Source organism: Collimonas sp. NPDC087041, assembly GCF_044745265.1.
Taxonomy (GTDB): domain Bacteria; phylum Pseudomonadota; class Gammaproteobacteria; order Burkholderiales; family Burkholderiaceae_D; genus Collimonas.
The window spans coordinates 511520-523484 of record NZ_JBIUZX010000001.1; the positions used below are offsets into that span (position 1 = coordinate 511520).

At 58.1% G+C, this 11965-nt stretch carries 15 protein-coding genes; 12 read left to right on the forward strand and 3 right to left on the reverse strand.

Translation table 11 applies throughout. The annotated features are described in order from the left end of the window. Window positions 1-12: 12 nt before the first annotated feature. Window positions 13-594 carry a TIGR00730 family Rossman fold protein gene (locus ACIPF8_RS02355; RefSeq protein ID WP_400416876.1) on the reverse strand — a complete coding sequence of 194 codons (582 nt, stop codon included), beginning with the start codon at window positions 592-594 and terminating at the stop codon, window positions 13-15. Between the two features lie 78 nt (window positions 595-672). Then, window positions 673-1338 carry a TetR/AcrR family transcriptional regulator gene (locus ACIPF8_RS02360; RefSeq protein WP_061533573.1) on the reverse strand — a complete coding sequence of 222 codons (666 nt, stop codon included), beginning with the start codon at window positions 1336-1338 and terminating at the stop codon, window positions 673-675. 247 nt (window positions 1339-1585) lie between these two features. Between ACIPF8_RS02360 and ACIPF8_RS02365 the strand changes: the two genes are divergently transcribed. Further along, window positions 1586-1777 carry a DUF1289 domain-containing protein gene (locus ACIPF8_RS02365; RefSeq protein ID WP_061539923.1) on the forward strand — a complete coding sequence of 64 codons (192 nt, stop codon included), beginning with the start codon at window positions 1586-1588 and terminating at the stop codon, window positions 1775-1777. A 14-nt stretch (window positions 1778-1791) separates the two neighbouring features. On the opposite strand, the gene galE is transcribed toward ACIPF8_RS02365, so the two are convergent. Continuing rightward, a complete protein-coding gene (gene galE, locus ACIPF8_RS02370; RefSeq protein ID WP_400416877.1) occupies window positions 1792-2820 on the reverse strand; it encodes a UDP-glucose 4-epimerase GalE in 1029 nt (342 codons plus the stop codon). 318 nt (window positions 2821-3138) lie between these two features. Between galE and ACIPF8_RS02375 the strand changes: the two genes are divergently transcribed. The 11 genes from ACIPF8_RS02375 to ACIPF8_RS02425 are packed head-to-tail and all read left to right on the forward strand — an operon-like array spanning window position 3139 to window position 11965. Continuing rightward, window positions 3139-3906 carry a beta-ketoacyl synthase chain length factor gene (locus ACIPF8_RS02375; RefSeq protein ID WP_400416878.1) on the forward strand — a complete coding sequence of 256 codons (768 nt, stop codon included), beginning with the start codon at window positions 3139-3141 and terminating at the stop codon, window positions 3904-3906. Further along, window positions 3899-4681, forward strand: a complete 783-nt coding sequence (locus tag ACIPF8_RS02380; RefSeq protein ID WP_400416879.1) for a lysophospholipid acyltransferase family protein — start codon at window positions 3899-3901, stop codon at window positions 4679-4681. The genes ACIPF8_RS02375 and ACIPF8_RS02380 overlap by 8 nt, the downstream gene beginning before the upstream one ends. Next, entirely contained in the window at window positions 4668-4928 is a 261-nt protein-coding gene (locus ACIPF8_RS02385) for a phosphopantetheine-binding protein (RefSeq protein ID WP_400416880.1), read from the forward strand. Before ACIPF8_RS02380 ends, ACIPF8_RS02385 begins: the two co-directional genes overlap by 14 nt. Before the next feature lie 27 nt (window positions 4929-4955). Beyond that, the gene (locus tag ACIPF8_RS02390; RefSeq protein ID WP_400416881.1) at window positions 4956-5207 is read left to right on the forward strand and encodes an acyl carrier protein; all 252 of its coding nucleotides are present in this window, start codon (window positions 4956-4958) and stop codon (window positions 5205-5207) included. Window positions 5208-5231: 24 nt separating this feature from the next. After that, entirely contained in the window at window positions 5232-5810 is a 579-nt protein-coding gene (locus ACIPF8_RS02395; protein ID WP_400416882.1) for a hypothetical protein, read from the forward strand. Beyond that, window positions 5803-7575, forward strand: a complete 1773-nt coding sequence (locus tag ACIPF8_RS02400; protein ID WP_400416883.1) for an AMP-binding protein — start codon at window positions 5803-5805, stop codon at window positions 7573-7575. The genes ACIPF8_RS02395 and ACIPF8_RS02400 overlap by 8 nt, the downstream gene beginning before the upstream one ends. Continuing rightward, window positions 7562-8356 (forward strand): glycosyltransferase family 2 protein, encoded by a 795-nt coding sequence (locus tag ACIPF8_RS02405; protein ID WP_400416884.1) that lies wholly within the window; start codon window positions 7562-7564, stop codon window positions 8354-8356. The genes ACIPF8_RS02400 and ACIPF8_RS02405 overlap by 14 nt, the downstream gene beginning before the upstream one ends. Continuing rightward, complete coding sequence (locus ACIPF8_RS02410; protein WP_400416885.1) at window positions 8341-9315, forward strand: acyltransferase; 975 nt, start codon at window positions 8341-8343, stop codon at window positions 9313-9315. The genes ACIPF8_RS02405 and ACIPF8_RS02410 overlap by 16 nt, the downstream gene beginning before the upstream one ends. Further along, entirely contained in the window at window positions 9302-10888 is a 1587-nt protein-coding gene (hutH, locus tag ACIPF8_RS02415; RefSeq protein WP_400416886.1) for a histidine ammonia-lyase, read from the forward strand. The genes ACIPF8_RS02410 and hutH overlap by 14 nt, the downstream gene beginning before the upstream one ends. A 4-nt stretch (window positions 10889-10892) precedes the next feature. Next, window positions 10893-11333 (forward strand): thioesterase family protein, encoded by a 441-nt coding sequence (locus ACIPF8_RS02420; protein WP_061533564.1) that lies wholly within the window; start codon window positions 10893-10895, stop codon window positions 11331-11333. Window positions 11334-11347: 14 nt separating this feature from the next. After that, window positions 11348-11965 (forward strand): outer membrane lipoprotein carrier protein LolA, encoded by a 618-nt coding sequence (locus tag ACIPF8_RS02425; protein ID WP_400417014.1) that lies wholly within the window; start codon window positions 11348-11350, stop codon window positions 11963-11965.

Genomic DNA, 11965 nt, shown 5'->3' on the forward strand with positions numbered 1-11965 from the left:
TGCATTTCGGATTCAGATGGTGGTGCGGTCCAGCCACTTCGTCACTTGCAGCGGTACAAACGACCTGAAGCGTTGCAGCAGCGCTTCGGGCTGCGCTTCGGCCATCAGCAGTTCGGCTTGTTCGCCCTTGAGGAAGCGCTGCGACACCATGTGCTGGATGAACTGCAGCAAACCGTCATAGAAGCCGTCGACGTTCAGCAAGCCAATCGGCTTCTTGTGAAATCCCAGCTGCGCCCAGGTGAAGACTTCGAACAATTCTTCCAGGGTGCCGACGCCGCCTGGCATGGCGATAAAGCCGTCGGACAGTTCCGCCATCATGGCCTTGCGTTCGTGCATGTCCTTGACGATATGCAGTTGCGTCAGACCCTTGTGTCCCAATTCCTTTTGTAGCAGCGCTTCCGGAATCACACCGGTGGCGCGGCCGTCCAAGCGTATGACTTCGTCGGCGATGATGCCCATCAGGCCGACGTTGCCGCCGCCATATACCAGCGCAATATTGTCGTTGACCATGGCTTGCGCCATTGCACGCGCGGCCTGCGCATAGACTGGCGATGCGCCAGGGGAAGAGCCGCAATAGATGCAGAGAGATTTCATGTGTTCAATGTCGATCTGGTTAGGAAGCTGAGTTGCCCGGGAGCGGCCGCGATGTGGCTGCGGCGGCATGTGGAGGCGTCAGGCATTGGTTTGCAAATATTTGGTTTTCAATTGTTCGAAATGTAGAAGCGTCTCACCGCGCAGGTAAGGGTGCATCAGCGACAGCACCTGATAGCAGCCGCTCGCTAGTGCATGTTCAACTACCGCCTGTTCAGTGTACTGGCGCGGGTTGAGGACATACTGATACGACAACCAGTAACTGGCCACTACGACCATGTTGCTGGACAGCGCATCGATCTCTGCCGGGCTGGCTTCCAGTGTCTTGCCTTCATGCAGGCCTTGGCACAACTCTTTGACGACCGCGATCTTGTGGCCGAAGATTTCCTTGAAGTGCAGTTCCAGCGTGCGGTTGCGCGACAGCAGGTCGTTCAGGTCGCGATAGAAGAAGCGATAGCGCCAGATCAGCTGGAACATATGGTGCAGGTAGTGCCAGACATCGTGCATGGTCGGGCGCTGACCTTGCGTCATGGCCAGCATGCGGCTGATTTCCTCTTCGAATGTGACGAAGATGGAATTGACGATGTCATCCTTGTTGCGGAAATGGTAATACAAATTTCCCGGCGAAATTTTCATCTCGTCGGCAATGATGGTGGTGGTGATATTCGGTTCGCCGAACTCGTTGAAGAGTCGCAGCGACAGATCCATGATTTTTTCGCGAGTGCGACGTGGCGCCTTCTGCTCCATGACTTATTTTCTTTCTGTTCTGATATCCAGACCGCAATGCAGGTTTTACCGGACTGGTAAGCTTGCTTAAGGAAGATTGTATATTGCTTCTTACCCGTTCATCTAATTGCATTGCTGAAATGATAGGACTTGCATTCGTTACCGGGCTATCGGCGGCGCCTGTTATAGAATGGCAGGCATCATGGCAATGCATCCTGTCGGCTTGGCGGGAAATGCATTGACCTCGTCATTTTATTCAAAGGTAAGCATGTCAGAGTCTCCTCCCCAACGTCCCGATACCCCATGCGTTGCCGTTTGCTCCACCACGTTTGACGACGTCTGCCGCGGCTGTGGCCGCACCGTCAACGAAGTTGCCCATTGGGTTTTCATGACTGAAGAAGAGAAAACCAAGGTGTGGGAGCGGATCACCGCAGAGGGTTACCCGCGCCGTCAGGGATAGGCCGGTTTGTCGTCTCATTCAGCATAGCCGTTCGGGTTCTGGCATTGCCAGCGCCAGTGGTCCGCACACATGTCCGCCAGGCCCTTCCTTGCCCGCCATCCTAATACTGTTGCCGCTTGTGTCGGATCGGCATAGCAGACTGCCGTGTCCGCGATACGGCGCGGCCTGATTTCGTAAGGAACCCGGCGCGCACTGGCTTCCTCGAATGCAGTCAGCATTTCCAGCACGCTGTAGCCGCGACCGGTGCCGAGGTTCAGCGTGAAGCCGCGACGATGGCGAAACAGATAGCGCAGGGCCGAGATATGCGCGTCAGCAACGTCTTCGACATGGATGTAATCGCGCACGCCGGTGCCGTCGGCGGTAGGGTAATCGCCGCCAAATATCGACAAGCTTGCTTGTTGTCCAAGCGCAACGCGGGTTATCGTCGGTAGCAGGCTGCTTTGGCCGGCGCGTGGCGATTCGCCGAGCATGCCGCTGACATGGGCGCCGACCGGATTGAAATAGCGCAGCACGCCAATTGCCCAACTGTCGTCCGCCTGGCTCAGGTCCGACAGTATCTGCTCCACCATCAATTTGGACTGGCTATACGGATTGTCCGCTCGCAATGCGGCAGTTTCTGCAACCGGGATGATCGATGGCGTGCCATATACCGCCGCCGAAGAACTGAAAATGAAGTTTCTGACGTTATGCTGCCGCAATGCCTCCAGCAACGACACCGTGGCGCTGACGTTGGTCTGGAAGTAGGGCAATGGCTGCTCTACCGATTCGCTCATCACTTTCAGGCCGGCGCAATGGATGACCGCATCAATGCCATGGGTTGCGAGCAGATGATCCAGCGCTGGTCGGTCATCAATATCCATCTGGAAAAAATGCATGTTGCCTTGGCCGCAATGTTCGGCGCGCCGGATGGCTTCTATGGAACCGTTCGATAAATTGTCGATGGCGACGACGGTATATTTTTGTGTCAAAAGCGCAACACAGATATGGGAGCCGATATACCCGGCTGCACCGGTTACCAGAATGGTTTTGTTTATAGTCGTCAAAATGTGTTGAAATTGATCGTTTTTTTGGGTTTTGTGACATATTGTAATGCCAAAACTTGCTGTATATTCCGCCGTGCTGATAGCTGCAATATGCATGATCCGGATGGCCTGGAACTGTTTCGGGCGCTGGTTTTCATAGGAGAGCAAGGGCAGCGATGTAATCAAGACGGTCGTGTTCAGTTTGCAACGTTTCCGCGTGGCACATAGTTTATAATGCCGCCCGAAATGTAAAGAAATATAAAAATAATAGTCGGCTCAACTCCCTAGATTGTTGGCAGGACATGAAGATCGATTCAATGGGCGTTGGAGAGTAGTGAAATGATGGACCGGGGAGTCAGTTTTTCAGTTGCATCTCATGCGGCATGGGCGCCTGGTCTGGATACCGAGGCCGCCTGGCAGGCGTGGGCTCGCAACCCATTCACGATTGCAGGCCAAGCCGATGCTGCGGTTTCCGCCATGCCGGCCATGTTGCGCCGTCGCGCCGGATTTGTCGGCAAGATGGCGCTGGAAGTGGCCTATCGTTGCCTTGACGGGCAAACCGATGTCCCCACCGTATTCTGTTCACGCCACGGCGAATGCACGCGCTCGGTCGAGTTGTTGTCGGACCTGGCGCAGGAACTGCCTTTGTCGCCAACCGCCTTCAGTTTGTCGGTTCACAATGCCGCTGCCGGTTTGTTTTCAATTGCACGGCATGATCAGGGTAGTCATTCGGCGTTGTCGGCCGGGCATAGTGGGGTCGAGCATGCGGTGATCGAGGCTTGCGGGCTACTCGCCGATGGCGCGCCTTCGGTGCTGCTGGTGGTTTACGACGGCGTACTGCCTGAAGTGTTTCATGCTTTCCAGAATTGCCAGGAGCAATCGTTTGCCTGGGCGTGGCTGATGCAGCCGGCGTCGGCCGACTCTGCCGAAACGATGTCGCTGTCGTGGGCAGGCGTTGACGGCAAGGGCAATGCCGTAACCACGGCGGCCGCGCCAGACTTGCAGCAGCCTGGTGGACTCGACGTGCTGGCCTTTTATCTGCGGCGCGACCCCGAACTGGCGCGTACGGTCGATGCGCGTTGCTGGCGCTGGGAGCGTCATGCTTAATCGTTTGAATCGTCACTGGCGCGTCATCGCTACCGGAGTCAGTTTTGTCGTATTCGCCGTTGGTGGCCTGATCTTGCGCGTGTCAGTTTTCCCCGTTTTGAATCTGCTGATCTGGGAGCGGCAATTGCGCGTGACGGTGGCGCGACGCGTGATTCGGTTGGTGTTTCGTGCGTTTGTCGGGTTCATGCGCCGCATAGGCGTGCTGAACTACGATATCAGCGGACTGGAAAGACTGGAGCGGCGGGGCTTGCTGATCCTGGCTAATCATCCGACGCTGATCGATACGGTATTTTTGATGGCCTTTGTTAAACGCGCCGATTGCATCGTCAAGGGACGCCTCTGGGACAACCCTTTCACGCGCGGTCCGGTATGCGCCGCCGGCTATATCAGTAATGACGATGACGGCAACGGCTTGCTGGATGACTGCATCACTTCACTGCGGCGCGGCAGCAATCTGATTATTTTCCCCGAGGGCACGCGCACTGCCGGCGACGGCCAGATCAACCTGAAGCGCGGCGCCGCCAATATTGCCGTGCGCAGCATGTCGAATGTGACGCCGGTGGTGATTCGCTGCCTGCCGCCGACATTGGGCAAAGGTGTCAAATGGTGGCAGGTGCCGCCGGTAGCGGCGCATTTCAGCATCGAGGTGAAAGATGATATCGACGTCAGCGGATTTGTCGCCGACAGCGGCAGCGAAGTGCTGGCGGCAAGGCATTTAACCGCCTATTTACAGGATTATTTCAGGAAGGAAAGTCAAGTCAATGCAGCAGCTTGAAGAGGAAGTCAAACAGGTCATCATCGATGTCCTGCAGTTGGAAGACATTACGCCGGCAGATATCGTCGCCGATGCTCCTTTGTTCGTGGATGGCCTTGGCCTCGACTCGATTGATGCGCTTGAACTGGGTGTGGCGATTCAGAAACGCTACGGGATTTCATTATCGGCCGATTCGGCTGAGACACGTAACCATTTTGCTTCGGTACGAACGCTTGCCGCGATGATTGCCAGCAATAGAAAGAAATGACGGTGTGACATGATGTTGACAGCTTCAATGAGCAAGGAACAAATTTATCTGTGGCTGGTGGACGTGCTGCATGAGATGTTCGAGATCGACAAGGACAAGGTGACGCCGCAAGCGAACCTGTATACCGATCTGGATATCGACAGCATCGATGCGGTCGACCTGGTGGTCAAGCTCAAGCAGCTGACCGGCAAGCGCCTGCAGCCGGACGTTTTCAAGGCAGTCCGGACAGTGCAGGACGTGGTCGATGCACTGGCCGCGCTGCTGGCGGAAGAAACCTAGTAAGCGCTCAGGCAACACCTCAGTATGAAAAACATCAGGCGCTGGCTGCCCACTGTGTTGACCTTGCTCGTCACCTTGCTGTATCCGCTCGCGATATGGTTCGGACACGGCCGGGTCGAGCCGCGTCTGCTCGCGTTGCTGCTGGTGCTGGCGGCGGCTACTCGCTTGCCGACCTTGAAAATCAACAAGAGCAGTCGCTGGTGGCTGGCTGGCGCGTTATTGCTGGCCGCCGCAGCCATCTGGAACAATGCCTTGCTGCCGCTGAAGCTCTATCCGGTTCTGGTTAATCTTGGCATGCTGGCGGTGTTTTCTTACAGCTTGTATGCGCCGCCATCGGTGATCGAGCGTATGGCGCGCCTGACCGATCCGGCGTTGCCGGCTTACGCGGTGGCATACACACGCCGTGTTACCCAAGTATGGTGCGGATTCTTCATCGTCAACGGATTATTGGCGCTGTATACCGCCGTATGGGCATCGGAAGCCGCGTGGTCGCTGTATAACGGCGTGCTGGCCTATCTGCTGATGGGCATCTTGTTCGTCGGCGAGTACCTGGTGCGGATAGTCGTCAAGCGTCATCATCAGGCGGACTCCCAGCATGTTTGAACCCCGCAATATGCTGACCGCGTTGAGCGCGCTTTCCGAGAGTGATCGCGAGCGGCCATTTGCCTGGCGTGATGGCGAGGTGTTGAGCTATAGCTGGCTGCTGGAACAGGTTGCCGCCTGGCGCGACTTGCTGCTGATCCAGCCTGGATCTTGTTTTGCCTTGTATTGCGTCGATAGCGCAAGCTTCGCCGGCGCCTTGTTCGGCGCCTGGCAAGCCGGCAAAACCGTTTATCTGCCTGGAGACATGCTGCCGGCCACCTGCGCCAACTTGAGCGCGGTGGTGGATGGCTTTCTGGGCGATTTTCCGGCCGAGTATTCACCGTTGGCGCCAGCCGTCTGTGCAGGCAACGACGATGTGATGGCAAGCCAGGATTTCAAGGCCTTACTGCCGGATTTCCCAGGACTGGTGATTTACACCTCCGGCAGCACCGGCGAGCCGCAAGCGGTGCCGAAATATCTGGCGCAGCTTTCAACCGAAGTCGCCTCCCTCGAACAATTGTTCGGCGCCAGGATTGGCGCGGCCGATATTGTCGCAACGGTATCGCATCAGCATATCTACGGATTGTTGTTCAAGGTGCTGTGGCCGTTGACCAATGGGCGGGTTATCCATGCCCGCCATATCGGCTATCTGGAAGAGTTGCCGGCACAACTGGGCGAGCGGCAGTCGGTCTTGATATCCAGCCCGGCTCATCTGAAACGATTGCCTGAACTCTCGTCTTCATTCTCTTCGATCCGTGCGATATTTTCTTCCGGTGGCCCGTTGCCGCCGGACGTGGCAATCGAGGCGGGGCGGGTGCTGGGCAGCGTGCCGGTCGAGGTCTACGGCAGTTCGGAAACCGGCGGAGTAGCCTGGCGTCAGCGCGAGGCCGGCAACGATGACAGCTGGCAGGTGATGCCGACGGTTGCATGGCGCATTGGCGCTGCCGGTAACGTGCTTGAAATACGTTCGCCGCATCTTCCCGACATGGAATGGTTTGCCATGGCGGATCAGGTGCAAGCTGTCGACGAGCAGCGTTTCCAGCTAAGGGGGCGGATCGATCGGATCGTCAAGGTTGAAGAGAAACGTATTTCATTGGATGCGATTGAGCGGCAGCTCAAGATGCTTGCGCCGGTAACGGATGCGCGCGTCTTGCTGATCGATGGCGTCGAAGATCAGCAACGTCAGCGTATCGCCGCCTTTGTTGTGCTCTCCGACGGCGGTCGGGAAATTCTGGCGGAGCAGGGCAAGCTCGTCTTGAACCGCCAGTTACGGGACGGCATCGCCCACGCAGTGGAAGCGATTGCATTGCCGCGCAGCTGGCGTTACCTGGGTGCGTTGCCCTTCAATGCGCAGGGCAAGACCACGCGTGCCGACCTGCTGGCTTTATTGGAACCGCAATCGACGGCCAGCGAACCATCGGATGCGCAACCGACCAAGCCGGCGCATCGGCTGTTGGAGCAGGGAGATGAGCGCATCTTGCTGGAATTGACCGTGCCGAAAGATTTACTGTATTTCAATGGTCATTTCGATGGCGCACCGATTTTGCCCGGTGTCGCGCAGCTTGATTGGGCGATTCATTATGGTCGCGCATACTTCACCTTGGCGCCGCAATTCCTTGGCGTGCTGGCGCTGAAGTTCCAGCGCGTGATCACGCCCGGGATGGTGGTGCATCTGGAACTGAATAACGACACGCAAAAAAGCTGTCTGGGATTTCGCATTACATCAGCCGCAGGCCAGCATGCCAGTGGCCGTATCACATTTGGAGTCACCGATGTACCAGCCTGAACCCATGGCAAACCAGTTGCCCGCCGCTTTCAGGCCATGTGCCGTGATTCCGGTCTACAACCACGAGCATGCGATCGGCGCCGTCGTCGCAGCAGTCCTGGCCCGTGATTTGCCGTGTGTGTTGGTCGACGACGCCAGCTCGGCTTCTTGCGCTGCCGTGCTCGACGCGCTGGCGGCTGCGAATCCTGACCGGGTAACCTTGTTGCGGCATGCCGTCAACCGCGGCAAAGGCGGGGCGGTGCTGACCGGCATCCAGCATGCTGCTACGGCCGGCTATACCCATGCGCTGCAGATCGATGCCGACGGCCAGCATTGTACCGATGACATTCCTCGCTTCCTGCAACAGGCCGCCGCCAAGCCGGATAGCCTGATCGCCGGCTGCCCGCAATATGATGACAGCGTGCCGTCAGTGCGGCTGTATGCGCGTTATCTGACGCATGTCTGGGTCTGGATCAATACCTTGTCGCTCGATATCAAGGATTCCATGTGCGGATTCCGGGTCTATCCGTTGCCTTCGCTGGTGCGTCTGGCGCAGCGGACCAAGCTCGGCGAGCGCATGAATTTCGATATCGAAGTGCTGGTGCGGCTGTATTGGGACGGTGTCGCCATCGTTAATCTGCCGACCAGGGTTGCGTATCCGACGGACGGCATCTCGCATTTCCGCGCCGGTCTCGATAATTTACTGATATCGCGCCTGCATGCGACCTTGTTTTTCGGCATGCTGTGGCGCGCGCCGCGCCTGCTCGGTCGCCGCTTGTCGGCGCCATGGGGCGCGCGTTGAGCACAGCGAAACCTCATTGGGCGCAGATCAACGAAGCCAGCTTTGTGCTCGGCATGCGACTGTTGTTCTGGATTTACCGGATCGCAGGGCGCTGGCCGTTTCGTCTCGCCTTGTATCCCGTGCTCGGCTGGTATTTACTGAGCAAGCCGGCGGCGCGGCAGGCCTCGCAAGAGTATCTGCGACGGCTGCGGGCCTACGATCCGGAGGCAGCCAGCAACAACCGCATACGGTCGGGTTTGCCTGGCGTGTTCCAGCACTTCGGCGCGTTTGCAGAAAATATTCTCGACAAAATGCTGCTGTGGGGCGGACTGTTCAAGACTACTGAGGTGATCTCGTACGGTCGTGAACAGATGATTGAGAACATCGAGGCGCAGCGCGGCGGATTGCTGATTTGCGCGCATCTGGGCAATCTTGAGTTGTGCCGCGTGCTGTCGCGCCAGCGCAGCGCGCTGCGTATTACCGTACTGGTGCACACCAAGCATGCCCAGGCCTTCAACCGCCTGCTGGCGCAGCTTGACCCGCAAAGCCAGCTGAATCTGATGCAGGTGACCGAGATGACGCCGGCCACCGCGATGATATTGGCGGAGAAAGTCAGCCGTGGCGAATTCGTCGCCATTGCCGGCGACCGGATTCCGGTGTCGCCATCGCCGCGCGTGGCGCACGCTTCCTTCCTCGGTGAAACCGCTGCCTTTCCGGTGGGGCCGTATGTGTTGGCCAGCTTGCTGCAATGCCCGGTCTATCTGTTGTTTTCGCTGACCAAGAACGGCCGCTCCGAATGCCATTTCGAATTGTTCCGTGAAATGGTCCAACTGCCGCGCAAGAACCGCGATCAGATCCTTGATGAACTGGCTGCTGCTTATGCGGCGAGGCTGGAGCACTTTTGCCTGAAGGCCCCGCTGCAATGGTTCAATTTTTATGATTTCTGGCATTTATCTGGATACCAAGATGCATCTCGCTGAATTGAAAGACCCGTCTGTGACTGCGCCTGTCGCAACTGACCGCCGCCGCGCCGTCTGTTTTGACCAGGGCCGGCTGACGATTGAAGATATTGTCGATATCGCATCCGGCGCCGCACAGGTCCAGCTGTCCGAAGAACCGACTTTCCGCGCTGCGATTACCCGCGGCGCCGATTTCCTCGACCGCCTGTTGCGCGAAGACGGCACCATCTATGGTGTGACCACCGGTTACGGCGATTCCTGCACTGTGACCGTGCCGCCGGAACTCATCGCCGAGCTGCCGCATCATTTGTACACTTACCACGGCTGCGGCCTCGGCGAATTGTTCAGTCCGGCGCAGGCGCGCGCCATCATGGCAACCCGGCTAGCTTCGCTGAGCAAAGGCTATTCAGGCGTCAGCGTCGGCCTGCTGGAACAAATCGCGCGTTTGTTGAAAGAAGATTTGCTGCCGCTGATTCCATCCGAAGGATCGGTCGGCGCCAGCGGCGACCTGACGCCGCTGTCCTATCTCGCGGCGGTACTGTGCGGCGAGCGCGAAGTCTGGCGCGACGGCATCAAGGTGCCGGCTGCCGCGGCCCTGGCCGCAGCCGGCATTACGCCGCTGCGCCTGCGGCCGAAGGAAGGTCTGGCGATCATGAACGGCACCGCGGTGATGACGGCGTTGGCCTGCCTGGCCTATGATCGGGCTGAGTATCTGGTGCAGATCGCAACCAGGATCACGGCGATGGCCAGTTTCGCGCTGGATGGCAATGCCCATCACTTTGACGCTACGCTGTTCTCCGTCAAGCCGCATGGCGGTCAGCAACAGGTCGCGGCCTGGCTGCGCCAGGATTTGCCGGTCGACGATGCACCACGTAACCAGAAGCGCCTGCAAGACCGCTATTCGATCCGTTGCGCGCCACACGTGATCGGCGTGCTGGCCGATGCATTGCCTTGGATGCGCCAGTTGATTGAAAACGAATTGAACAGCGCCAACGATAATCCGATCATCGATGCTGAAAACGAACGCGTGCTGCACGGTGGCCATTTTTATGGCGGTCACATTGCGTTTGCGATGGACAGCATGAAAAACGCGGTCGCCAACGTCGCCGATCTGCTGGATCGGCAAATGGCCTTGCTGGTCGATAGCCGCTACAACCATGGTCTGCCAGCCAACCTGTCCGGCGCCGAAGGGCCGCGCGCCAGCATCAACCACGGTTTGAAGGCCTTGCAGATCAGCGCTTCGGCCTGGACCGCCGAAGCGCTCAAGCAGACCATGCCGGCATCGGTTTTCTCGCGCTCCACTGAATGCCATAACCAGGACAAGGTCAGCATGGGCACGATTGCCGCTCGCGACTGCATGCGGGTATTGCAGTTGACCGAGCAGGTGGTTGCCGCGCTGCTGGTCAGCGTGCGCCAAGGCGTATGGCTGCGTTCCCGCGTGGATGGCGCGGCACAGCCGCAACAGAATCTGCAAGACATGATGGGGCAGTTGGGCGCCGATATTGCCGTGATACAGGAAGACCGCATGCTGGAGCCGGATTTGCGCTTGCTGCTGGAGCGTATCCGCCTGAAACATTGGCAGTTGTACGCGTAACGCCATGAGCACGCTAAAAGACAAACCGCGCAGCCGCTGGTCGGCAGAAGTCGAACTGCAGATTCAGTTCTACGATCTCGATCCGATGGAAATCGTCTGGCACGGCAATTACGTCAAGTATCTGGAAGTGGCGCGTTGCGCATTGCTGGAATCGATCAATTACAACTATCCGCAAATGCAGGAATCCGGTTACAGCTGGCCGGTAATCGACCTGCATCTGCGCTATGCGCATCCGGCGACTTTCGGCCAGCACATCAAAGTACGCGCCGACATCATCGAATGGGAAAATCGCCTGAAGATCGAATATGTCATCACCGATATCCACAGTGGCCAGCGGCTGACGCGCGGCACCACCACGCAAGTAGCGGTGGATATGGCGACGCGCGAAATGTGCTTTGCTTCGCCGCCTGTGCTCTTTCAAAAATTGGGAATCGTTGAAACATGAAGCGTTTAATCAACATGATCAGGGCCGTTCGCAGCCTGCCAGTGATCGCTCTGCTGGCGTGCGCGGGCTTGCCGGCGCACGCCGCAGCGCCGGTCGACAAGATCCAGGCCATGCTGGCCCGGCCGCCGATACTTTGCGGCCGCTTTGACCAGAGCAAGCAACTGGTCGGCATCAAGAAGCCATTGCTTTCCAATGGCCGCTTTTGCGTGGTCAGCGGCAAGGGCGTGTTGTGGCGTACTTTGCAGCCTTTCCCGAACACGCTACGTCTGAAGCGCGATGAAATTGTGCAGATGCAGGGCGACCGCATCGCGATGCGCATGGACGCCAAGCAGGAGCCGGTGGTGCGCATGATTAACGGCGTGTTGTTTTCGTTGCTTGCCGGAGATCTGAGCCAACTGGACAAACTGTTTGAGCTGGATGGCAGCGTGCAAGGCAATAGCTGGAAGGTGGCGCTGAAGGCGCGTGAGCCGGCGTTGGCCAAGGCCATCGGCACGCTGGCGCTGACTGGCGGCGCCTATGTCAAAACCGTCACCATCGACGAGGCCAGCGGCGATCACACTGAAATTACGTTCTCCGGCCTGCAAAGCGGTCCGACCGCGATGACGGCTGAAGAAGGGGCTGCGCTTGAGTAA

Coding starts and splice junctions, on each gene's coding strand:
- ACIPF8_RS02355 (WP_400416876.1), bottom strand. CDS start 594: ATGAAATCTCTCTGCATCTATTGCGGCTCTTCCCCTGGCGCATCGCCA.
- ACIPF8_RS02360 (WP_061533573.1), bottom strand. CDS start 1,338: ATGGAGCAGAAGGCGCCACGTCGCACTCGCGAAAAAATCATGGATCTG.
- ACIPF8_RS02365 (WP_061539923.1), top strand. CDS start 1,586: ATGTCAGAGTCTCCTCCCCAACGTCCCGATACCCCATGCGTTGCCGTT.
- ACIPF8_RS02375 (WP_400416878.1), top strand. CDS start 3,139: ATGATGGACCGGGGAGTCAGTTTTTCAGTTGCATCTCATGCGGCATGG.
- ACIPF8_RS02380 (WP_400416879.1), top strand. CDS start 3,899: ATGCTTAATCGTTTGAATCGTCACTGGCGCGTCATCGCTACCGGAGTC.
- ACIPF8_RS02385 (WP_400416880.1), top strand. CDS start 4,668: ATGCAGCAGCTTGAAGAGGAAGTCAAACAGGTCATCATCGATGTCCTG.
- ACIPF8_RS02390 (WP_400416881.1), top strand. CDS start 4,956: ATGAGCAAGGAACAAATTTATCTGTGGCTGGTGGACGTGCTGCATGAG.
- ACIPF8_RS02395 (WP_400416882.1), top strand. CDS start 5,232: ATGAAAAACATCAGGCGCTGGCTGCCCACTGTGTTGACCTTGCTCGTC.
- ACIPF8_RS02400 (WP_400416883.1), top strand. CDS start 5,803: ATGTTTGAACCCCGCAATATGCTGACCGCGTTGAGCGCGCTTTCCGAG.
- ACIPF8_RS02405 (WP_400416884.1), top strand. CDS start 7,562: ATGTACCAGCCTGAACCCATGGCAAACCAGTTGCCCGCCGCTTTCAGG.
- ACIPF8_RS02410 (WP_400416885.1), top strand. CDS start 8,341: ATGGGGCGCGCGTTGAGCACAGCGAAACCTCATTGGGCGCAGATCAAC.
- hutH (WP_400416886.1), top strand. CDS start 9,302: ATGCATCTCGCTGAATTGAAAGACCCGTCTGTGACTGCGCCTGTCGCA.
- ACIPF8_RS02420 (WP_061533564.1), top strand. CDS start 10,893: ATGAGCACGCTAAAAGACAAACCGCGCAGCCGCTGGTCGGCAGAAGTC.
- ACIPF8_RS02425 (WP_400417014.1), top strand. CDS start 11,348: ATGATCAGGGCCGTTCGCAGCCTGCCAGTGATCGCTCTGCTGGCGTGC.